This is a genomic window from Streptomyces sp. NPDC051940 (genome assembly GCF_040680895.1).
Classification (GTDB): domain Bacteria; phylum Actinomycetota; class Actinomycetes; order Streptomycetales; family Streptomycetaceae; genus Streptomyces.
In genome coordinates this window covers 1-20,616 of record NZ_JBFAXR010000007.1, presented here as the reverse complement: position 1 = coordinate 20,616, position 20,616 = coordinate 1, and the positions used below count along the sequence as shown (strand labels likewise).

18 protein-coding genes are annotated in these 20,616 nt (G+C 72.7%); 8 read left to right on the top strand and 10 right to left on the bottom strand.

Translation table 11 applies throughout. The annotated features are described in order from the left end of the window. Positions 1–120 precede the first annotated feature (120 nt). The gene (locus tag AB0M28_RS04965) at positions 121–1,326 is read left to right on the top strand and encodes an acetyl-CoA acetyltransferase (RefSeq protein WP_365397854.1); all 1,206 of its coding nucleotides are present in this window, start codon (positions 121–123) and stop codon (positions 1,324–1,326) included. A gap of 1,188 nt (positions 1,327–2,514) precedes the next feature. On the opposite strand, the gene AB0M28_RS04960 is transcribed toward AB0M28_RS04965, so the two are convergent. Then, positions 2,515–3,081 carry a GNAT family N-acetyltransferase gene (locus AB0M28_RS04960; protein WP_365397851.1) on the bottom strand — a complete coding sequence of 189 codons (567 nt, stop codon included), beginning with the start codon at positions 3,079–3,081 and terminating at the stop codon, positions 2,515–2,517. 116 nt (positions 3,082–3,197) lie between these two features. On the opposite strand from AB0M28_RS04960, the gene AB0M28_RS04955 reads away from it, so the two are divergent. Next, positions 3,198–3,539: a hypothetical protein gene (locus AB0M28_RS04955; protein ID WP_365397849.1), complete on the top strand. Its 342-nt coding sequence runs from the start codon at positions 3,198–3,200 to the stop codon at positions 3,537–3,539. A 13-nt stretch (positions 3,540–3,552) separates the two neighbouring features. On the opposite strand, the gene AB0M28_RS04950 is transcribed toward AB0M28_RS04955, so the two are convergent. Continuing rightward, complete coding sequence (locus tag AB0M28_RS04950) at positions 3,553–3,957, bottom strand: Zn-ribbon domain-containing OB-fold protein (RefSeq protein ID WP_365397846.1); 405 nt, start codon at positions 3,955–3,957, stop codon at positions 3,553–3,555. After that, a complete protein-coding gene (locus tag AB0M28_RS04945; protein ID WP_365397843.1) occupies positions 3,957–4,406 on the bottom strand; it encodes a DoxX family protein in 450 nt (149 codons plus the stop codon). The genes AB0M28_RS04950 and AB0M28_RS04945 overlap by 1 nt, the downstream gene beginning before the upstream one ends. 185 nt (positions 4,407–4,591) lie before the next feature. On the opposite strand from AB0M28_RS04945, the gene AB0M28_RS04940 reads away from it, so the two are divergent. The 3 genes from AB0M28_RS04940 to AB0M28_RS04930 all read left to right on the top strand — a co-directional run bounded on the left by AB0M28_RS04940 (position 4,592) and on the right by AB0M28_RS04930 (position 9,038). Next, positions 4,592–5,746 (top strand): NAD(P)/FAD-dependent oxidoreductase, encoded by a 1,155-nt coding sequence (locus tag AB0M28_RS04940; RefSeq protein WP_365398160.1) that lies wholly within the window; start codon positions 4,592–4,594, stop codon positions 5,744–5,746. Between the two features lie 244 nt (positions 5,747–5,990). After that, entirely contained in the window at positions 5,991–8,216 is a 2,226-nt protein-coding gene (locus AB0M28_RS04935) for an acetate--CoA ligase family protein (RefSeq protein WP_365397840.1), read from the top strand. A gap of 15 nt (positions 8,217–8,231) precedes the next feature. Next, on the top strand, positions 8,232–9,038 hold the full coding sequence (locus AB0M28_RS04930; protein WP_365397838.1) for an enoyl-CoA hydratase-related protein: 807 nt from the start codon (positions 8,232–8,234) through the stop codon (positions 9,036–9,038). 35 nt (positions 9,039–9,073) lie between these two features. Here the strand turns inward: AB0M28_RS04930 and AB0M28_RS04925 are convergent, their stop codons facing one another. Further along, a complete protein-coding gene (locus tag AB0M28_RS04925) occupies positions 9,074–9,976 on the bottom strand; it encodes a helix-turn-helix transcriptional regulator (protein WP_365397835.1) in 903 nt (300 codons plus the stop codon). Positions 9,977–10,080: 104 nt separating this feature from the next. Between AB0M28_RS04925 and AB0M28_RS04920 the strand changes: the two genes are divergently transcribed. Continuing rightward, positions 10,081–11,142 (top strand): NAD(P)-dependent alcohol dehydrogenase, encoded by a 1,062-nt coding sequence (locus AB0M28_RS04920; RefSeq protein WP_365397831.1) that lies wholly within the window; start codon positions 10,081–10,083, stop codon positions 11,140–11,142. Between the two features lie 70 nt (positions 11,143–11,212). Beyond that, complete coding sequence (locus AB0M28_RS04915) at positions 11,213–11,824, top strand: flavin reductase family protein (RefSeq protein ID WP_365397828.1); 612 nt, start codon at positions 11,213–11,215, stop codon at positions 11,822–11,824. A 49-nt stretch (positions 11,825–11,873) separates the two neighbouring features. On the opposite strand, the gene AB0M28_RS04910 is transcribed toward AB0M28_RS04915, so the two are convergent. Beyond that, positions 11,874–13,202 (bottom strand): MFS transporter, encoded by a 1,329-nt coding sequence (locus AB0M28_RS04910; RefSeq protein WP_365397825.1) that lies wholly within the window; start codon positions 13,200–13,202, stop codon positions 11,874–11,876. 71 nt (positions 13,203–13,273) lie between these two features. Between AB0M28_RS04910 and AB0M28_RS04905 the strand changes: the two genes are divergently transcribed. Further along, entirely contained in the window at positions 13,274–14,281 is a 1,008-nt protein-coding gene (locus tag AB0M28_RS04905) for a helix-turn-helix domain-containing protein (protein WP_365397822.1), read from the top strand. On the opposite strand, the gene AB0M28_RS04900 is transcribed toward AB0M28_RS04905, so the two are convergent. The 5 genes from AB0M28_RS04900 to AB0M28_RS04880 form a co-directional block, all read right to left on the bottom strand. Then, positions 14,245–15,498, bottom strand: coding sequence for an MFS transporter (locus tag AB0M28_RS04900; protein ID WP_365397820.1), 1,254 nt, complete (start codon positions 15,496–15,498; stop codon positions 14,245–14,247). The genes AB0M28_RS04905 and AB0M28_RS04900 overlap by 37 nt on opposite strands. A gap of 67 nt (positions 15,499–15,565) precedes the next feature. Then, positions 15,566–16,876, bottom strand: coding sequence for an MFS transporter (locus AB0M28_RS04895; protein ID WP_365397817.1), 1,311 nt, complete (start codon positions 16,874–16,876; stop codon positions 15,566–15,568). 220 nt (positions 16,877–17,096) lie between these two features. Further along, a complete protein-coding gene (locus AB0M28_RS04890; protein WP_365397814.1) occupies positions 17,097–17,741 on the bottom strand; it encodes a SnoaL-like polyketide cyclase in 645 nt (214 codons plus the stop codon). A gap of 125 nt (positions 17,742–17,866) precedes the next feature. Beyond that, complete coding sequence (locus tag AB0M28_RS04885; protein ID WP_365397811.1) at positions 17,867–18,934, bottom strand: Zn-dependent alcohol dehydrogenase; 1,068 nt, start codon at positions 18,932–18,934, stop codon at positions 17,867–17,869. 63 nt (positions 18,935–18,997) lie between these two features. Then, positions 18,998–20,464, bottom strand: coding sequence for an aldehyde dehydrogenase family protein (locus tag AB0M28_RS04880; RefSeq protein ID WP_365397809.1), 1,467 nt, complete (start codon positions 20,462–20,464; stop codon positions 18,998–19,000). Positions 20,465–20,616 lie beyond the last annotated feature (152 nt).

Here is a 20,616-nt window from a genome sequence, read left to right as displayed (position 1 = left end):
GAGGGCTCCTTCCGCGGATCCGTCCCCGGTTCGTGCTGGGCTGACGCGCCGTCATGGTAGGGACGCGGGCTCCAGTTTCCTAGCTCCCGGTCCGAGGGAATCTGATATACCGTCAGATTCATGTCGCGGATATCCAGCACGGGGGCGGGGACGGGCGGGCGTTCCGGCGGGCGCCGGGTCGCCGTCGTGGGCGTGGCCCTCGCCGGCTGCGGCCGGGTCGACTCGGCCACGGCGTACGCCCTGCACGCCCAGGCCGCCCGGCGCGCGCTCGCCGACTCGGGGCTGGACCGCGGGGTGATCGACGGCCTGGCGTCGGCGGGGCTCGGCACCCTGGCGCCGGCGGAGGTCGCGGAGTACCTGGGGCTGCGGCCCCGCTGGGTCGACTCGACGGCCGTCGGCGGCGCCACCTGGGAGGTGATGGCGGCCCACGCCGCGGACGCGATCGCCGCGGGCCACGCGAACGCCGTCCTGCTCGTGTACGGCTCCACCGCCCGCGCGGACCTCAAGGCGGGCCGCCGCACGGCGAACCTCTCCTTCGGGGCGCGCGGTCCGCTGCAGTACGAGGTGCCGTACGGGCACACCCTCGTCGCCAAGTACGCGATGGCGGCGCGCCGTCACATGCACGAGTACGGCACGACGGCGGAGCAGCTCGCGTCCGTCGCCGTCCAGGCGCGGGCGAACGCCGCCGCGAACCCCCTGGCGATGTACCGCACCCCGATCACGGTCGACGACGTGCAGTCCGGGCCGGTGATCGCGGACCCCTTCACCAAGCTGCACTGCTGCATCCGGTCCGACGGCGGCTGCGCGGTGCTGCTGGCGGCGGAGGAGTACGTGACGGACACCCGCCGGCCGCCGGTGTGGGTCCTCGGTTCGGGTACGGCGGTCTCGCACACGACGATGTCGGAGTGGGAGGACTTCACGGTCTCCCCCGCGGCCGCCTCCGGCCGCGACGCGTTCGCGCGCGCGGGGGTGACGCCCGCGGACGTCGACATCGCGCAGATCTACGACGCCTTCACGTACATGACGCTGGTCACGCTGGAGGACCTGGGCTTCTGCGCGAAGGGCGAGGGCGGCGACTTCGTCGGCAAGGACCGCCTGACCCTGACGGGCGCCCTCCCGGTCAACACGGACGGCGGCGGCCTGTCGGCCTGCCACCCGGGGATGCGGGGCCTGTTCCTGCTGGTGGAAGCAACCCGCCAACTCCGCGGCGAGGCGGACACCGCACAGGTCCGCCGCGCGGACGGCACGCTCCCGGAACTGGCGGTGGCCTCAGGAACGGGCGGCTGGTTCTGCTCCTCGGGCACGGTAATCCTGGCCCGCGACTGAGCACTGCCCTGCCTCGGGGCGCGGCCGGGCGGGCCGCCGCGACGGCCACCGTGGCGCCGCCCGGCACGCCGGCCGCGACGGCCCCACTTGGGCTGACGCCCACACCAGCCCCCCGGGCTGCACCCGGCGCATTGACGCGGCGGACCTTGGACAGACGCCCACACCACCAACCCCTAGGCGCCGCCCAGCACGCCGCCATGACGACCGCTTGGGCTGACACCCACACCCAGCAACGCCCCGCGGGCCCCACCCGGCGCATTGATGCGGCGGACCTTGGACAGACACCCACACCACCAACCCCTAGGCGCCGCCCAGCACGCCGCCACGACGACCGCTTGGGCTGACACCCACACCCAGCAACGCCCCGCGGGCCCCACCCGGCGCATTGATGCGGCTGACCTGGACAGACACCCACACCACCAACCGCCAGACTCCACCCAGCACGCCGCCGCGACAGCCACTTGGGCAGACACCCACAACCAGCAACGCCCCCCAGGCTCCACCCAGCCCATTGATGCGGCGGACCTAGCACCCACACCCACACCACCAAGGCGTGCCCAAGGCCGGGGGCTCTGAGGCCGCGGGCCGGGAAGCCGGGGTCCCGTGGGCTGGGTGAATGGGGACCTGGAGGCCGAAGGCTGGGGCCTGGAGGTCGGGGCCCGGGGCTGCCGGGGCCGAAGGGCCAGGGCCGAGGGCTCAGGGCCGGGGCCTGGGGGCGAGGGCCAGGGGGCCGGAGCCGAGGGCCACCAGTGCTAGACCCTCTGAGCGATCCCGGTGGGCCAGCGGCTCACCCAGCCCCTCCCGGACGGGGCTCAGGGTCTCGGCCACCCCGACACGCGGCCACTCGCCCACCCGGGCCCGGGGCAAGGCCCCTGAGCGTTCCGACGGCCAGCTCGCCCCCCAACGGGCCCAGCGCGAAGCCGAAGCGATCCCGACGGCCAACTCGCCTGCCCCTCCCCTGAGTGGAGCCAGCGTGAAGCACCCAGGGCAAACCCCCGGAACGGTCTCCCTGGGCCCGTCGCTCGACCGACCCCTCCTTGACGAGACGTATGCAGGGGGCGATGCGCCCCAGCCATCCCGACAGGCAACCCACCCCCAACCGCCCCGGGGGCGAAGCCCCGAGGTCAGTCCGACGAGGGCACCCCACCCCTGAACGGGGCCGGGGGCGGAGCCCCCGGACAAGAGAACTCAGCCGACCCGATCCGAAGACAAACGCGCGTGGAGGTGGACATCCGTGGCGAAGCCGTCGCGGCCCATGAGGTAACCGCGCAGCACGCCCTCCGCGGCGTACGCGCAGCGCTGCGCGACCGCGCACGACGGGGCGTTGTCCACGTGGTGACCGAGCTCCAGCCGGTGCAGGGCCAGCGTCGTGAAGCCCCACTGGGTCACCGCGCCGAGCCCGAGCGTCGCGGCGCCGCGGCCACGGGCCTCGGGGAGCAGCCAGTAGGAAATGATCCCGCTGCGGTGCACATGGCTGATCTTGCCGATGCCCACGTTCCCGAGCACCGCGCCCGTGGCGCGGTCGACGACCGCGAACGAGAAGGTGTCGCCCCGCTCCCAGCCCAGCGCCCGGGTCTTCAGGAACTGCCGCGCCCCCTCCTCCGTGGGCTCCGGCCCGCCGGCGAGGTTCCACCGCTGGAAGTCCGGGTCGCTCATACCGCGCAGGGCCGGCTCGTAGTCCGCGTCCGTCCACGGCCGCAGCAGCAGCCCCTCCGCGTGCAGTTCGGCCGACGCGAGGCCGCCGTTCTCCGCCATTGATCCACACCTCCGCTGCGGATGCTACGGGACGACTCGCGCCTTGAGTACCCGCAGGTGAGAGGCTGAGTACCGGTACTCAGGCCCACGGGCCACGCCACTGCGAGGCTACGGCCATGACCAAGCTGAAGACCCTCCGCGCCTACCCCCTCACCCTGGCCTACCTCGCCCTCGCCCTCGCCTCCATGGGCGTCCTGGCGTACGACGACCTCTTCGCCCAGCACGCGGACGCGTCCTTCGCGGCCATCTACCCGATCTTCACGACCCTGCCGACGGGCCTGCTGTTCCTCGCACTGATCCCCGAGCCGTCGGACGGCCCCACCTGGTGGTCGACCCCGGCCCTGTACACGGCGCTGCTCCTGGCAATGCTGCTGAACGCGACCATCCTGGCGTACGCCGAACACCGCTGGTTCCGCGCCCGCCCGGCCCGCCTGCCCCAGGGCTGGCAGCAGCCCTGAGCCGCGAACCGCTCTACCCGGGGCGGAACACGGGCACCGCGACCCCGTCCCCCGCGGCCGCGGAGCGGAAGTCCGCCCGCAGCGGCATCCCCACCCGCAGCTCGCCCTCCGTGCAGCCGACGAGCTCCGTCATCATCCGTGGGCCCTCGGCGAGTTCGACCACCGCCGCCGTGTACGGGACGCGGGCCCCGAACGGGGGCAGGTCGTTGCGGTGCACGACCGACCAGGTGTAGAGCGTGGCGTGGCCGGACGCCTCCTCCCAGACGACGTCCTCGCTCCAGCAGCGGGGGCAGGTCTCGCGCGGGTAGTGGTGCGCGCGTCCGCAGCCGAGGCAGCGTCGCAGGAGCAGCCGGCCGTCCGCCGCCGCCTCCCAGTAGGTACTGCTGAAGTCGTCCGCCTCGGGCACGTCGTACCGCATCAGAACAGTCCCCACGCACTGTCCAGCGACCACGTCTGCCAGCTCATCCCGAAGAAGCAGACGAGTGACGCGAGCGACATCATCAGGTTCTGCCCCTGCTCGGCCCAGTCGTGGATCATCAGGGTGAAGTAGAGGAGGTTGAGCAGCAGCCCGGCGATCAGGGCGACGGGGGTCAGCGCGCCGAGCACCAGCCCCAGGCCCAGGGCCAGTTCGGCGTAGACGACGACGTACGCCATGGTCCGCGGCCGGGGCTTGACGACGACGTCGAAGCCGCTGCGTACCGCGTTCCAGCGGTGCTTGGCCGCGACGTCCGCAGCCCAGGCGATCCCGGTGCCCCGTTCGAACCAGCCCTTCTTGTCCTTGTGCCGCCAGCTCTCCAGCCACCACAGGCCGAGGCCGACACGCAGGACGGCGAGCCATTCGGCGCCGCTGAGCCATATCGTGCGCATAGTCGTCTTCGCCCTCCGCCGTAGAGGCAGCCGTAACAGCAGCCGTCACCATGACCGTCCGGCACCTCCGCTGCCGCCCTGGCCGGGGCAGCCGGGCCGAACGACGACTGACGGTACGTCAGTTGACCAGGGGCCGGAAGACCCTGCCCGGAAGTTGACGCGTGCTCTACTCTCGGCCCATGTCCATGCCCGGTGACCTCACGCACGTCACCCCCGTCCACATCGTCGGCGCCGGCCCCGCCGGGCTCGCCACCGCCGCCGCGCTGCGTGCCAGAGGGATCCGGTCCGTCGTCCTGGAGAAGGGCGCGGAGGCCGGCACCTCGTGGCAGGGCCACTACGACCGGCTGCACCTGCACACCACCCGGGCCCTGTCCGGCCTGCCGGGCCTGCCGATCCCGCGCTCGTACGGGCGCTGGGTGGCCCGCGACGACGTGCTGCGCTATCTGCGCGCGTACGCCGAGCACCACGAGCTGGAGATCGTCACCGGGGTGGAGGTCACCCGCGTCGACCGGGCCCCCGACGGGGGCGGCTGGGTGCTGCGCGCCACGGGCGGCCGGGTCCTCAACTCACCCACGGTCGTGATCGCCACGGGCCACAACCACACGCCGCATCTCCCTCAGTGGCCGGGCCTGGACACGTACGGCGGCACGGTGCTGCACGCCTCGGAGTACCGCAACGCGGCGCCGTTCGCGGGCCAGGACGTCCTGGTCGTCGGTACGGGCAACACGGGCACGGAGATAGCCGTGGACCTGACGGAGGGCGACGCGAAGCGGGTGCGGATCGCCGTCCGCACGCTGCCGCACATCGTGCGGCGCACGACGCTGGGCTGGCCGGCGCAGCGCAACGGGATCATGGTCCGGCGCCTCCCGGTGCGGTTCGTGGACCGCGTCGCGGCGCGGCTGGACCGGATGAGCACGCCGGACCTGGGCGAGTACGGCCTGCCCCGGCCGGCGAGCGGCCTGTACACCCGGGTGCTCGAGGGGGCGATCCCGGTGCAGGACGTGGGCTTCATCCGGGCGGTCCAGTCGCGCCGGGTGCTGCCCGTGCCGTCGGTGCACTCCTTCGCGAAGGACCGCGTGATCCTGGGCGACGGCACGGAGATCACCCCGGACGTGGTGATCGCGGCGACGGGCTACCGCCGCGGGCTGGAGCCCCTGGTCGGCCACCTCGACGCCCTCGACGCCCACGGCGCACCGCGCGCACATGGGGCACGCACGCTCCCGGACGCGCCGGGGCTGCACTTCACGGGGTACACGAACCCGATCAGCGGCATGCTCCGCGAAATCGCCCTGGACGCGGAGCGAATCGCCCGCACGGTAACCCGCTCCCGACGCGCGTAGGGGCGCTCGCCCGCGGTTCGCCCGTCACCGGTTGTCGACGCCTGCCGCCCGTTGGTCGCTGCCCGTTGTCGGCCGCGACGACAGCGGGCAGCGACCAACGGACGGCCGCGACGGCACACCCACCCACACCGACTCCCTCTATCCGTGCCCGCCCCCTTCCTCACAACTTGCCGCCCCAGTAATCTGACAGTGCGTCAGATTACGACTCACCGACGACCGGCCACCGTCAGGAGTGGGGAACACGATGCTCGGATCCACGCACGGCACCCTCACCACCCGCCCCCGCGTCGTCGCCTGCGCCGAGCCCCGTACGGGTGCCGTGCGGGAGCGCGCCGACGGGGTCGACGACGGCGCCGTCGACGTCAGTGGCCGGCCGCTGTACGCCGGCGTGCCCGATCTGGAGCGGTTCTTCCGGCCCGAGGCCGTCGCCGTGATCGGCGCCTCCGACGTCGAGGGGCGGCCCAACACCGGGATCACGCGCCAGGTGATGCGATGGGCCGAGCGGATGGGCGCCAGTGTGCACCCCGTACACCCCACCCGGGAGACCGTCTTCGGGCTCCCGTGCGTGACCGCGGTCGGCGAGCTCGCCCGCGACATCGACCTCGCCGTGCTGCTCGTCGCCGACCCCCTTCCCCTCGTGTCCGAACTCGCCGAGGCGAAGGTGAAGTTCGCCGTCGCCTTCGCCTCGGGCTTCGCCGAGACCGGTGCGGAGGGCGCCGCGGCGCAGCGGAAGCTGGCCGACGCCGTGCGGGACGCCGGCGGGCTGCGGCTGCTCGGGCCCAACACCAACCTCAACGCCTTCGAGTCCTTCCGCGACGACCTCGACGGACCCGCCATCGCCCTCATCACGCAGTCCGGGCACCAGGGACGGCCCGTGTTCACCCTGCAGGAGCTGGGCATCCGGCTCTCCCACTGGGCGCCCACCGGCAACGAGGCCGATCTGGAGACCGCCGACTTCCTGTCGTACTTCGCCAACCGGCCCGAGGTCGGAGCGATCGCCCTGTACGCCGAGGGGTTCAAGGACGGCCGCAGCTTCCTCCTCGCCGCCGACCAGGCCGCGCGCCGGGGCGTGCCCGTCGTCGCGGTGAAGGTCGGCCGCACCGAGAAGGGCGCCCGCACCGCCGCCTCCCACACCGGCAAACTCACCGGCGCCGACGCCGTGGTGGACGCCGCCATGCGCCAGTACGGCGTGATCCGCGTCGACGGGCTGGACGAGCTGCAGGACACCGCCGCCCTGCTGGCCCGCGCCCGGCCCCCGCAGGCCGAGGGCGTCGCCGTGTACTCCATCTCCGGCGGCACCGGCGCCCACTTCGCCGACCTGGCCAGCGCCGCCGGGCTCACCCTGCCGACCCTCGACGAGGCGAAGCAGGCCGAGCTGCACACCTGGATCCCCGGCTATCTCGACGTCTCCAACCCCGTCGACTGCGGCGGCCACCCCGTGGGCGACTGGCGCGGCCGGAAGATCATCGACGCGATCCTGGCCGATCCGGCGATCGGCACGCTGATCGTGCCCATCACCGGCCCCTTCCCGCCGATGAGCGACCGGCTGGCCGCCGACCTGGCCGAGGCCGCGGCCCGTACGGACAAGCTGATCTGCGTGATCTGGGGCTCCCCCGTCGGCACCGAGGACGCCTACCGGCACACGCTGCTCGGCTCCTCCCGGCTCGCGGTCTTCCGCACCTTCGGCAACTGCATCACCTCCGTCAGGGCCTGGCTGGACCACCACCGCTTCACCCGCGACTACACCTCCCCCTTCGACGACGCACCGCGCACCCCCTCCCCCTCGGCCCGTAAGGCACGGGCGCTCATGCGCCCCGGCGAGCAGCTCAGCGAGCACGCCGCCAAGCAGCTGCTGCGCGCCTACGGCATCCGCGTACCGCGCGAGCAGCTGGTGACCAGCGCCGCCGCCTCCGTACGGGCCGCCGGCCTCGTCGGCTATCCCGTCGTGATGAAGGCGTCCGCGCCCCGGCTCGCCCACAAGACCGAGCTGGGCCTGGTCAAGGTCGGGCTCACCTCGGCCAGTCAGGTCCGCGAGGCGTACCGCGAGCTCACCGACATCGCCCGGTACGAGTCGGTCGAGCTGGACGGCGTGCTGGTCTGCCAGATGATCGAGCGCGGGGTGGAGATGGTGGTCGGCCTGTCCCACGACGACCTCTTCGGGCCGACGGTCACCGTCGGGATCGGTGGCGTCCTCGTCGAGGTGCTGCGCGATGTGGCCGTCGGGATCCCGCCGTTCGACGAACGGCACGCGCGCTCCATGCTCGGCCGGCTGCGCGGCAAGGCACTTCTCGACGGGGTGCGGGGCGCCCCGGCGGCGGACGTGGAGGCACTCGTCGAGGTGGTGCTGCGCGTTCAGCGCATGGCGCTGGAGCTCGGCGACTCGCTCGCCGAGCTGGATATCAACCCGCTGGTCGTGCTGCCGCACGGGCAGGGGACCGTGGCGCTCGACGCGCTCGCGGTGTGCAGGTGATTCCCCGTGGCTCCCATGGACTCATTGATACTCCACACCACTGACAACGCCGTCCTGACCATCACCCTGAACCGGCCCGAGACCCTCAACGCCCTCACCCCCGACCAGCGCGAACGCGTCATCGCGCTGCTGGCGGACGCCTCGGCGGACCCGGCGGTCCGGGCCGTGGTCGTCACCGGCACCGGCAAGGGCTTCTGCTCGGGCGCCGACCTCCGGAGCGGCGGCCCGGAACAGGGACGGGGGGACAACCCCGAGCCCGTCACCGGCGACATCGCCCGTACTATCCGCCGCGGCGCCCAGCGCCTCATCGCCGCCGTCATGGACTGCGAGAAGCCCGTACTGGCCGCCGTCAACGGCACCGCCGCCGGCCTCGGCGCCCATCTCGCCCTGGCCTGCGACCTGGTGCTCGCCGCCGAGTCGGCCCGCTTCATCGAGGTCTTCGTCCGCCGCGGCCTCGTCCCCGACGGCGGCGGCGCCTACCTGCTGCCCCGGCTGGTCGGCCCGCAGCGCGCCAAGGAGCTGATGTTCTTCGGCGACGCCCTGTCCGCCGCCGAGGCGGAGCACATCGGCCTGGTCAACCAGGTCGTTCCGGACGCCGAGCTGGCCAAGACCGCCCGCGACTGGGCGGAGCGCCTCGCCTCCGGTCCCACCCGCTCCCTGGCCCTGGCGAAGCAGCTCGTCAACGCGTCCCTGGAGAGCACCCGTGAGGCGGCCTTCGCCGCGGAGGCGCTGGCGGTGGAGGCCGCCATGACCACACAGGACGCGCAGGAGGGCGTGCGGGCGTTCGTCGAACGCCGCTCACCGAGGTACGAGGGCCGCTGATCCCTCCGCGAGCGCCCCGGCCCGCCACGCGAACGTCAGGAGACCCGCAGACTGCTGGCCGCCAGCACCAGCCGCAGCGCGTCCTGGGCGGGCCCCGGCTCCGCCGTGTACGTCAGCAGCATCTGGTCCGGGTCGGAGGGCAGCCGCAGCGTCTCGTACGACAGCTCGAACTCCCCCACCAAGGGATGCCGCAGCACCTTCGACCCGTGCGTCTTGTCCTTCACCTCGTGCCGCGCCCACAGCTCCACGAACTCGGGGCTGCGTATCGACAGCTCGCCCACCAGCGAGCACAGCTCCGCGTCCCCGGGGCGGCGGCCCGCCTCCAGCCGCAGGAAGGCGACCATGTCCTCGGCCTTGCCGGTCCAGTCGTCGAAGAGATCGCGCATGCCCTCGTCGAGGAAGGTCAGCCGGGCCCAGTTCCGCTCCGCGACCGGCAGCGCGCCGAAGTCGGTGAAGACGGCCGCCGCGGCCGCGTTCCAGGCCAGTACCTCGGAGCGCGGGCCCACGACATACGCGGGCACATCGCCCACCGCGTCCAGCAGCCTGCGCAGCCCTGGCCGCACCTCCTGGACCGCCCCGTCGTACGCGACGACGCACGACGCGTCGGCGCCGCACGGGCCGGCGATCTCGTCGGACGCCGATCCCGGGCCCGTCGACGGGCGCGCGAGGTTGTACAGATGCTCACGCTCCGTGTCGTCCAGCTGCAGCACCCGGGCCACGGCGTCGAGCACGGCCTCGGAGAAGTTGACGCTGCGTCCCTGCTCGAGCCGGATGTAGTGGTCGACGCTCACCCCGGCCAGCATGGCCAGCTCCTCGCGCCGCAGTCCCGGCACCCGGCGCAGCCCGCCGAAATCGCCCAGCCCCACGTCAGCGGGCTGGATCCGGGCTCTGCGCGAGCGCAGGAACTCGCCCAGCGCGGTGCTTCGCTTCACTCCCATACACCCGAGTATCCGCCACGTCCGCCCTCTGGTGGCTGGTCACGCCGTGCCCAGGCACATCGCGCTCCTGGCAGCGCCCGCCGCGGTGCCGCACGATGAGAGCCATGAGCACACAGACACAGAACGTCACCGCGTACGCGGCCCCCGCCGCCGGAGCCCCGCTGGAGCGCACCAGCATCCCGCGCCGGGCGGTGGGCGAGCACGACGTGCTGATCGAGATCAAGTACGCCGGCATCTGCCACTCCGACATCCACCAGGCCCGCGACGAGTGGGGCGGCGCGGCCTTCCCCATGGTCCCCGGCCACGAGATCGCCGGCATCGTGACGGCCGTCGGCGCCGGTGTCACCCGGCACCAGGTCGGCGACCGGGTGGGCGTCGGCTGCTTCGTCGACTCGTGCCGTGAGTGCGAGAACTGCCGCGCCGGGCTGGAGCAGTTCTGCGAGAAGGGGATGGTCGGTACGTACAACAGCACCGGCCGCGACGGCGAGCCGACGTACGGCGGCTACTCCACGCACATCGTCGTGGACGAGAACTACACCTTGAGCATCCCGGAGGGCATCGCCCTGGACGAGGCCGCGCCGCTGCTGTGCGCGGGCATCACCCTCTACTCGCCGCTCACGCACTGGAACGCCGGCCCCGGCAAGAAGGTCGCCATCGTGGGACTCGGCGGCCTCGGCCACATGGGCGTGAAGATCGCGCACGCGAAGGGCGCGGACGTGACCGTGCTGTCGCAGACGCTGCGCAAGAAGGCGGACGGCGAGCGCCTCGGCGCGGACCACTTCTACGCGACGTCGGACCCGGCGACGTTCGAGCAGCTCGCGGGCAGCTTCGACCTGATCGTCAACACCGTCTCGGCGAACCTGGACCTGGACGCGTACCTCTCGCTGCTGAAGACGGGCGGCACGCTGGTGAACGTCGGCGCGCCGGCGGACCCGAGCAGCCTGAACATGTTCTCCCTGATCGGCGGGCGCAAGACGCTGGCCGGTTCGATGATCGGCGGCATCGCGGAGACGCAGGAGATGCTGGACTTCTGCGCCGTGCACGGGCTGGGGGCGGACATCGAGGTGATCTCCGCCGACCGGATCAACGAGGCGTACGAGCGGGTGCTGGCGAGCGACGTCCGCTACCGCTTCGTCATCGACACGGCGACCTTCGCGTCGGCGTAAGGGACGTCGAAAAAGGAGCGACCCCGGCCAGGACTTCCAATCTGACGCTCCATCAGATTCACTGGATCCCATGATGGGACATGCAGGGATGGCGGCCGCGGCCGTGCGCTATCTGCGCCCGGCCGCCCGCGCCGCCGCCGCGCCGCCCGTGGCCGCTCCGCCGCCGATACTGCGGGCCGTACGGGACGACGAGCGGGCACCGGCCGACACGACGGAGTTCCGCCGCGTCCTCGGCCACTTCGCGACCGGCGTCACGGTCGTGACGGCCCGCGACGAGGGGGGACCGGCGGGCTTCGCCTGCCAGTCGTTCGCCTCGCTGTCCCTGGACCCGCCGCTGGTCGTCTTCATGGTCGGCCGTACGTCGACGACCTGGCCGCGGATCGCCGCGGCGGGCGCGTTCTGCGTCAACATCCTCGGCGCGGACCAGGACGCGCTGTGCCGCGCCTTCGCCGTCTCCGGCGGCGACAAGTTCGCCGGCGTCCCCCACGATCCGGCCCCGGCCACCGGCTCCCCCCGGCTGGCCGGCGCCCCGGCGTGGGTCGACTGCCGCATCCACTCGGTGCACACGGGCGGCGACCATCTGATCGTGGTCGGCCGCGTGGAGGCGCTGGGGACCTCCGCGGGCGGCTCCCCGCAGCCCCTGCTCTTCCATCGCGGCCGGTTCGGCACGATGGACTGCTGACGCGGGCCTGGCGCTTCTCACACCCTCACACCCTCACGCCCTCACGCCCTCACGCCACCGCGACCCCCGTCAGCTCCTCCTCCTTCCGCCCCCGGCGGATGACGAGCGCCATCATCGCCGCCAGGGCGCACAGGCCGCCCGACATCAGCCAGACCATGTCGTACGAGCCCGTCACGTCGCGCGCCACGCCGCCGAGCCAGGCGACCAGGGCCGCGCCGACCTGGTGCGAGGCAAGGACCCAGCCGAAGACGATCGCGCTGTCGGCGCCGTAGTGCTCGCGGCACAGGGCGAGGGTGGGCGGGACGGTGGCGACCCAGTCCAGGCCGTAGAAGACGATGAAGAAGAGCATCGGCGGGTGGACGGAGGGGGCCAGCAGCATCGGCAGGAACATCAGGGACAGCCCGCGCAGGCCGTAGTAGACGGCGAGCAGCCGGCGGGAGTCGAAGCGGTCCGTCAGCCAGCCGGAGGCGATCGTGCCGATGATGTCGAAGACCCCGATGACCGCGAGCAGGGACGCCGCCGCCGTCACGGGCATGCCGTGGTCGTGCGCGGAGGGTACGAAGTGCGTGCGGATGAGCCCGTTCGTCGAGGCGCCGCAGATCGCGAAGGTACCCGCGAGCAGCCAGAACGGCCCCGTCCTCGACGCGTCGCGCAGCACCCGCAGCGTCCGCCGGGCGGCGCCCGTCTGCGGGGCGGGCTTCTCGACGTACACGTCCGAGCCGTACGGGGCCAGCCCCACGTCCGCCGGGTGGTCGCGCATCAGCAGCCAGACGAAGGGCACCGCGACCAGCGCCGCCAGCGCCACGGTCACCGAGGCGGGGCGCCAGCCGTGGTTCTCCACGATCCAGGAGCACAGCGGCAGGAAGACCAGCTGGCCGGAGGCCCCGGCCGCGGTCAGGACACCGGTGACCAGGCCGCGCCGCGCGACGAACCAGCGGTTCGTGATCGTCGCCGAGAAGGCCATCGCCATCGAACCGGTGCCGAGGCCGACGAGGACGCCCCAGTAGAGGACGAGCTGCCAGGCGGACGCCATCCAGACGCTGAGCAGCGAGCCCGCCGCGATGACGGAGAGCGCCACCGCGCACACCTTGCGGATGCCGAAGCGGTCGTGCAGGGCGGCGGCGAAGGGGCCGGCCAGACCGGACAGCGCGACCGTGAGGCCGACGGCGATGCCGATGGTGCCGCGCGACCAGTCGAACTCCTCGTGCAGCGGGTCGATCAGCAGGCCGGGCAGCGAGTTGAACGCGGCCGCGGCGATGATCGTGACGAAGCCCACGGCGGCCACCAGCCAGGCGCGGTGCACGCGGCCGGGCCGGCGAGGGGCGACCGGAGTCGGCGGCTGGTAGTCGGCGGGGACGGTGTCCTCAGTCATTGCCATGCCCATGAGCCTCCCGTACGGGATCAACGCGAACGAGTGGCCCGAAGGACACGATGTGAAAGAATCGAGCCATGGACACCAGGACAGGCCCCGTCTTCCGCCACCCCGGCCGCCACCGTGTGGCCGTCTTCGTCCGCGACGAGCTGCTGCCGATCGAACTCGGCAGCGTGCACCGCATCTTCGGCATGTCCCGCAACGCCGCCGGCGAGTCGCTGTACGAGGTCGTGACGTGCTCGTACGCCCCCGGCACGGTACGAACGGACGCCGATTTCACCGTCAACGTCGAGCACGGCCCCGAGGCCCTCGCCGAGGCGGACACCGTGATCATCCCGGCCTCGCACGACCAGGAGCAGCTGGAGACCCGCGGCGTCCTCGACCCGCGCACCGCCGACGCGCTGGCCCGCATCCGTCCCGGCACCCGGATCGCGTCGATCTGCACGGGCGCGTTCGTGCTGGCAGCCGCGGGCCTGCTGGACGGGCGGCGCGCCACCACGCACTGGGTCTCCGGCGAGCGCTTCGCCCGCCTCTTCCCGCAGGTCACGCTCGACGCCGACGTCCTTTACGTCGACGAGGGCGACATCCTCACCTCCGCCGGCGTCGCCTCCGGCATCGACCTGTGCCTGCACATGGTCCGCAGCGACCACGGCACGGCGGTGGCCAACGACGTGGCGCGGCGCACCGTCGTCCCGCCGCACCGGGACGGCGGACAGGCCCAGTTCATCCGCCGTCCGGTGCCCGAGCCGCAGCTCGCGACGACGATGAAAGCGCGCGCCTGGGCGCTGGCCCGGCTGCACGAACCGATCGCGCTGCGCGATCTGGCGGAGCAGGAGTCGATGTCGGTACGGACCTTCACCCGCCGCTTCCGCGAGGAGGTCGGGATGAGCCCGGGGCAGTGGCTGATCCGGCAGCGGGTGGAGCTGGCCCGCCAGCTGCTGGAGGACACGGACCGTTCGGTGGACCAGGTCGCGGAGGACGCCGGTTTCGGTACGGCGGTGTCCCTGCGCCAGCACCTGCAGGCGGCGCTCGGCGTCTCGCCCAGCGCCTACCGCCGCACCTTCCGTACGGGGGCCGCCGCCTGACGCGGCACCGCGCGCCGTCCGACGCGGCGGGGGAGTACCGCAGGGGCGCCGTCCGTCGCCGCGGAGGGACGTCGCTCGCCCACCTCGGCGGCCACCGCGAACAGCAGCGTGAGGACCACACCCACCAGCACCGCCACGGACGGGCTGGCAAAGGACAGCATCACCCCGGACAGCACGGCGCTCGTGCCGTAACCGACGCCGGAGGCCGCGTACATCACGGAGTACCCGGCGCCCAGCGCGCTGGCGGGCATGGTTTCGCGCAGCCGCAGGTTCCGCGTGATCAGCACGCCGGACTGCAGGGCGCCCGCGACGGTCAGCGCCACGGCGATCCCCGCCAGCCCCGGGACGAGCGCGACAGCCGTCACACAGGCCACGACACCCAGCAGCAGGACCGTCCCCTGGGTGCGGGGCCGTCCGGGCCAGGTGCGCAGCCCGTACACGAAGGCGCCGACGCCGGACGCGGCCGCGAAGGCGGCGAGCACCGGGCCGCTCCACCCGACGGCGATGTCCCGCTGCTCCAGTAGGGCGGGCAGGACGAGCTCCGCGAGCGCGAGGAGGGTCATCGCCGCGCAGCCGGTCAGATACACCGGCCAGGCGCGCAGCAGGGTACGCACCATCGACGCGCCGTCACGGTCGGACTCGTCCGTCTCCCATCCCGCCGGCAGCGCCCACATCCCGGCGGCCGCCGCCAGCATCAGCGCGGCGGCCAGCAGCTGCGGCGCCTGGGCGGCGAGCTGCAGGGCCAGTACGGCGGTGAGGGCGGGGGCGAGCGCCCAGACGCCGGAGTTGAGCATCGTCTCGAAGCTGAGCGCGGGCGCGATCTGCTTCTCGTCCAGCTGCGTCTGCAGCAGCATCCGCAGACTGCCCGCCGCCGCGGCCGGCAAGGCGCCCGCGAGGGTCGCCAGTACGCCGAGGAGCACCGGATGCGCACCGGGCAGCAGGCCGAGCCCCGCGAACGCCGCCGCCCCTCCGGCGAGCCCCGCCGCCAGCCCTTTCCGCGCGCGGGCGGGCGTCACCCGGGGCCCGAGGAAGGCGGAGCCGACGACCTCGCCGAAGACGTACAGCGCGGCGAGCACCGCGCCGAGCCCGTAGCCCCCCGGCCGCTCGCGCACCAGGAAGACCACGGCGAGGGGCGCCATGGCCACCGGCAGCCGGGCGGCGACGGCGACCAGGGACCAGATCAGGACGGGGCGGGTGGCGAGGGAGCGGTAGGACACCCGTCGACGGTAATCGGGGGGCCGGTGACGGGCCAGAGGGTTTCGCCCGGCGGCCCTCCGGTATTCATCACACCTGCCGGTTCACCGCGCCCGTCGACCGCAGCTCGCGGACCGGCCGTACGGACAGCAGCGCCGCCATCACCACGACCGTGACCACCGCCCCCGCCAGCAGCACCTCGCGGGCGCCGAAGACCTCCGCGGCCTGGCCCGCCAGCAGCTGGCCGACCGCCACCATGGTCACCGAGCCCATCACGTCGTACGCGTGGACCCGGTTCAGCGACGCGGCGGACACCCGCGTCTGCACGGTGGTGAACCACATCACCAGCCAGAAGCCGAACCCCGTACCGGCCGACACGAAACTCGCCCCCAGCAGCCACAGCGGGGCGTCGAGCCCCAGCGCCAGCAGATGGACCGCGAAGCCCGACAGGGCGAGCGCCCCCGCGAACAGCGGCCGGCGCGGCCGGATCCGCATCGCGAGCACGGCGCCCAGCGCGTCGCCCGCGCCGAGCAGGGCCATCATCACGCCGTACACCGTGGGGCTGTGCTCTCCGGTCACCACGACGGCCGTCAGCGGCAGCGAGGGGCCCATGGCGAGCAGCCCGAAGCCCGTCCAGATGGCGATGACGCTCCACAGCCAGGTGTGGGCGCGGAACTCCTGCCAGCCCTCCACCAGATCGGCGGCCATCGACCGGCTGTGCTCCCGCCGCGGACGCTCCATCCGCATCAGGAAGAGGGCGAGCGCGCTCAGCGCGAAGGTGCCCGCGTTCACGGAGAAGAGGGTGCCCGCCCCGCCGAAGCCGACCAGCACACCGGCGGTGGCCGGTCCCGCCATCGCCATCAGGGCCTCGGAGACCCGGATGACGGCGTTGGCCCCCTGTACGTCCTGGGCGACCGCGGGGATGGTGCTGGCGACGCCCGGCTGGAACAGCGCGGCCCCGACGCCGCCGAGGGCGGCAAGGGTGAAGACCAGCCACAGATGCGGATCGCCGGTCGCGAAGTCTGCGGCGAGGACGGCGGCGCCGGCCATGCGCATCAGGTCCGCGACGATCATCACGCGGCGCGGCGAGAAGCGGTCGGCGAGGACGCCGCCGAAGAGCGCGAACCCGGCGAAGCAGGCGGTCCACGCACCGAGGGCGAGGGAGACGGCCGAGGCGCCGTATCCGGCGGCGATCAGCCCGGCGGCGAGCGCCACCGGCACCATGCCGTCGCCGAAGCGGGCGACGGTGCGGGCGGCGAAGAAACAGCGGAAGTCGCGGTTCCACAGGCGGGCGGCGGGCGCCTCGGGTGCGAACTCGTGGGGTGTCCCGGTCGAGATCCCGCCGGGTATCTCGTCGGGCGGGGAGCCGGACGCCCGGCGGCCGGTGCTGGATGCGGTCACGGGCGAAAGGTATAGCCCAATCCGGGGCGGGACGGCGACGGGGTTTCGCAGTGCGGGACGCGTGCACGGGTACGGCCCGCGTGCCCGGAGGTGATCCGGGTGCGCGGGCCGTACGCCGGCTGTCCCCATGGGCTGTCGCCGATGGCCTGTCCCCCGTACCTGTCCCCCGTGGCCTGTCCCCCGTGGAAGCGACGAACCGCGGCTCGGCGGCCGCGTCGAGTCAGCTGTCGTGCGCGATCGGGCAGCCCCCGGTGAGCTTGCCGAGGAAGGCGTTCGGGTCGTAATAGTGCTCGACCTCCAGCAGCCGCAGGTCGTCGCTGACCTTGGCGACGCTCATCCCGAACATCTCGATCGTGCTGCCGTCCGGCTCGTAGCCGTTGTACTCACCCTCGAAACTGCCCCAGTGCCGCCACTTGAACGCGACGACGGGCGGCGGCGACAGCACCTCGAGGACCTCCCAGAAGAAGCCCTTCGGGAACGCCTGGTGGAACACCTCGTGGGACGACTCGAAGCTCTCGTCCTTGCGGTAGAACGCGCTGTCGCCGATGAGGATGTTGTAGCTGCCGGTCTCGGCGATGTCCTGGGCGCTCGCCCAGCCGCCGCCGTTGACGTTGGTACGGAAGTGCTCCGTGACCATCGACACCCAGGTGGCCGGATCCTTCTTGTGCGAGACCTCCATCTCGAAGACCTGCACGATGCTCTCGACGATCGCCTCGAGAGAGCCGGCCTCGAACTGATGGGTGCGCTGGTGGGGCATCAGCTCGAGGGACTTCTCGTACCCGGGCGCCGATTCGCGCCAGTCCTCCGGGTCGGCCGCCGCCACCACTGCGGCGCGGCCTTGCAGCCAGAGCGGGGTTTCCTCCATGTGTCACCTTCCACGGTTGCCAGGGAGACGGTCGAGGCGATCGTGGCGTAGTCAAGCTCTGGCCACAAGTACACGGAGAGTTGGAATAGTCGAGCGGCAACTGCACCAATAACTTTCAGACTTGTTCAGAACGTGAGCACAACTCGAGCCGCTCTGCCACTTTCGGCCACCTCCGCCGCCTTGCCGAACTCCTCCACCGGGTACCTCTCGCTCACCAGCTCGTCCAGCAGCAACAGCCCGCTCCGGTACAGCCCGGCGTACAACGGGATGTCGCGCTGCGGTCGCGACGAGCCGTAACGGCAGCCCAGGATCGCCTTGTCGAGGAAGAGCGAAGCGGCAGGGAAGGCGGCCTCGGACCCGGCCGGCGGTACGCCGAGCAGTACCGCCTGGCCGTGCCAGTCGAGCAGCTCGACCGCGAGCCGGAAGAGTCCGGGCCGGCCCACGCACTCGAAGACGTGGTCGGCCCCCGCCGGCAGCACCTCCCGTACGGCGGCCGCGGTGTCCTCGGCGGCGGACGCGTCGACGAAATGGGTCGCGCCGAAGCGCCGGGCGACCGCTTCTTTGGCTGGATTCGCATCTACCGCGACGACCGTGGACGCCGCCGCGATCCGGGCTCCCTGAAGGACGTTGAGCCCGATGCCGCCGGCGCCGATCACCACGACGGTGTCGCCGGCGCGGACCTTCGCCCGGTTGAGCACGGCGCCGGCGCCGGTGAGCACCGCGCAGCCGATCAGGGCCGCGGACTCGAACGGGATCCCCGGGTCGATCCGCACCACCTGCGCGGCCTTGACCACGGTCCGCTCGGCGAAGGCGGAGAGCGCGGCGAAGTTCCACAGCGGCTCGCCGGCGCGGCTGAAGGGCTGGGTGAGGTTGCCGAAGGAGCGCCGGCACATGGTGGGACGGCCGCCGTGGCACTCGGGGCAGGCACCGCAGTTGGCGATGGTGGAGAGCGCCACATGGTCACCGGGCGCCACATGGCTCACACCGGCACCAACGGCCTCGACCACACCGGCGCCCTCGTGGCCGAGGACGACGGGGGGCGGGAAGGGGATGGTGCCGTCGATGACGGAGAGGTCGCTGTGGCAGATCCCGGCGGCCCGGACGGCGACCAGGACCTCGCCGGGCTCCGGTGGTCGGACCTCGAGATCGTCCACGACCTGGGGGGACTTGCCGTCGAAGATGACGCCTCGCATGGGGGGCTCCTTGTCTGGGACCGCTGGTTTTGCGGCGGCTGGTTTACGGCGGCGTCCGGAGGGTTACGACGGCCAGACGACCGACTGGAGTTCGCTGTAGGCGTGCAGGCCGAACGAGCCGCCGTCCCGGCCGACGCCGGATTCCTTGAAACCGCCGAAGGGCGTCTCGGGGTGGCGCTGCGCGGTGTTGATGCCGACGTTGCCGCTGCGCAGCCGGGAGGCCAGCGACCAGGCGCGGGCGGAGTCGGCGGAGAAGACGTAGTCGTAGAGGCCGTACGGGGTGCCGTTGGCGATCGCGACGGCCTCGTCCTCGGTGTCGTACGCGAGGGCCACGACCACCGGGCCGAAGATCTCCTCCTGCGCGACGGTCATGTCGGGCCGGACGTCGGCGAGCAGCGTGGGCGCGACGTAGAACCCCGGCTTGATGGCAGGCCGTTCGCCTCCGGCGACGAGCCTGGCGCCCTGCTCCACCGCTCCGGCGACGTACGCCTCGACGCGGTCGCGCTGGGCCGCGGAGATCAGCGGGCCGACCACGGTGGAGTTATCCACAGGATCACCGATTGTCAGCGCCGAGGCGTAGTGTTTGAGACCGGCGACGACCTGCTCGTACTGCGATCGGTGTACGAGTACGCGGGTCGGCGCCGTGCAGATCTGGCCGCTGTGGAAGGACCAGGTCGAGCCCACCGCCATGACCGCCGACTTCAGGGCCCGGTCGTCGGCGTCGGGCAGGACGACGGCCGCGCCCTTGCCGCCCAGTTCCATCAGGGTGCGCGCCATACGCCTGCCGGCGGACTCGGCTATGCGCTTTCCCACCGCGGTCGATCCGGTGAAGCTGATCATGTCGACGTCCGGATGCGCGACGAGTGCCTCGCCCGCCGCCGCTCCGGAGCCGGTGATCACGTTGTAGACCCCGTCGGGGAGGCCTGCCTCCTGGAACAGGGGTCCCAGCTCCAGGCAGCCGAGCGGGTCCTGCGGGGCGGGCTTCGCGACGACGGTGTTGCCCATGGCGAGGGCGGGGGCGACTTTGCCTGCGAGATTGACGATCGGGAAGTTGTAGGAGGTGATACATGCGACCACACCCGCAGGACGGCGCACGGCGGCAGCGCCGATGAGCCCGGCGGGGGCCAGTGCACTGGCCCCCACGGGATGCGGTCCGAGCGGCACGACCGTCGGCTCCAACGCCCCGCGCGCGTACCGGCGGAACCGGTCCGCGGCCGTCGGCACCTGCATCGTCGACGCGACACGCATCGTCGCGCCGGTCTCGGCCTGCACGAGCGGCACGAGGTCCTTGGCGTGCGCGTCGATGAGATCGGCGATGCGCTCCAGCACGGCGGCCCGCCGCCGCGGCTCGACCCGCGCCCAGCTCCCGTACGCCTCCCGCGCGGCGCCCACGGCAGCACTCACATCCCCGTCACGGGACTCGGGCGCGTACCCGACGGCCTCCTCGGTGGCGGGGTTGACGACGGAATAGTGCGACGGCGCCGACACATGCCGCCCACCGATCCAGTTGGCGTGCGCTTCAACAGACATGACGGTGTCCCAGACCTAGGGGTTGAAGGAAAGGCGGAGCGATACAGACCGGCACTGACGGGGCACCCCGGCACGACGTCCGACTTCCCACGCCGTGAGGGCTCGGGTGGGGCCCCTGTCGTACGTCAAGCGAAGCAGTACGGCAGGGGCCC

Excerpts from the sequence above, each read along its gene's own strand:
- AB0M28_RS04930 (WP_365397838.1), top strand. The coding sequence starts at position 8,232 with ATGGACTCATTGATACTCCACACCACTGACAACGCCGTCCTGACCATC.
- AB0M28_RS04935 (WP_365397840.1), top strand. The coding sequence starts at position 5,991 with ATGCTCGGATCCACGCACGGCACCCTCACCACCCGCCCCCGCGTCGTC.
- AB0M28_RS04880 (WP_365397809.1), bottom strand. The coding sequence starts at position 20,464 with ATGTCTGTTGAAGCGCACGCCAACTGGATCGGTGGGCGGCATGTGTCG.
- AB0M28_RS04945 (WP_365397843.1), bottom strand. The coding sequence starts at position 4,406 with ATGCGCACGATATGGCTCAGCGGCGCCGAATGGCTCGCCGTCCTGCGT.
- AB0M28_RS04965 (WP_365397854.1), top strand. The coding sequence starts at position 121 with ATGTCGCGGATATCCAGCACGGGGGCGGGGACGGGCGGGCGTTCCGGC.
- AB0M28_RS04925 (WP_365397835.1), bottom strand. The coding sequence starts at position 9,976 with ATGGGAGTGAAGCGAAGCACCGCGCTGGGCGAGTTCCTGCGCTCGCGC.
- AB0M28_RS04910 (WP_365397825.1), bottom strand. The coding sequence starts at position 13,202 with ATGGCAATGACTGAGGACACCGTCCCCGCCGACTACCAGCCGCCGACT.
- AB0M28_RS04920 (WP_365397831.1), top strand. The coding sequence starts at position 10,081 with ATGAGCACACAGACACAGAACGTCACCGCGTACGCGGCCCCCGCCGCC.
- AB0M28_RS04955 (WP_365397849.1), top strand. The coding sequence starts at position 3,198 with ATGACCAAGCTGAAGACCCTCCGCGCCTACCCCCTCACCCTGGCCTAC.
- AB0M28_RS04960 (WP_365397851.1), bottom strand. The coding sequence starts at position 3,081 with ATGGCGGAGAACGGCGGCCTCGCGTCGGCCGAACTGCACGCGGAGGGG.
- AB0M28_RS04890 (WP_365397814.1), bottom strand. The coding sequence starts at position 17,741 with ATGGAGGAAACCCCGCTCTGGCTGCAAGGCCGCGCCGCAGTGGTGGCG.
- AB0M28_RS04915 (WP_365397828.1), top strand. The coding sequence starts at position 11,213 with ATGATGGGACATGCAGGGATGGCGGCCGCGGCCGTGCGCTATCTGCGC.
- AB0M28_RS04940 (WP_365398160.1), top strand. The coding sequence starts at position 4,592 with ATGCCCGGTGACCTCACGCACGTCACCCCCGTCCACATCGTCGGCGCC.
- AB0M28_RS04950 (WP_365397846.1), bottom strand. The coding sequence starts at position 3,957 with ATGCGGTACGACGTGCCCGAGGCGGACGACTTCAGCAGTACCTACTGG.
- AB0M28_RS04905 (WP_365397822.1), top strand. The coding sequence starts at position 13,274 with ATGGACACCAGGACAGGCCCCGTCTTCCGCCACCCCGGCCGCCACCGT.
- AB0M28_RS04885 (WP_365397811.1), bottom strand. The coding sequence starts at position 18,934 with ATGCGAGGCGTCATCTTCGACGGCAAGTCCCCCCAGGTCGTGGACGAT.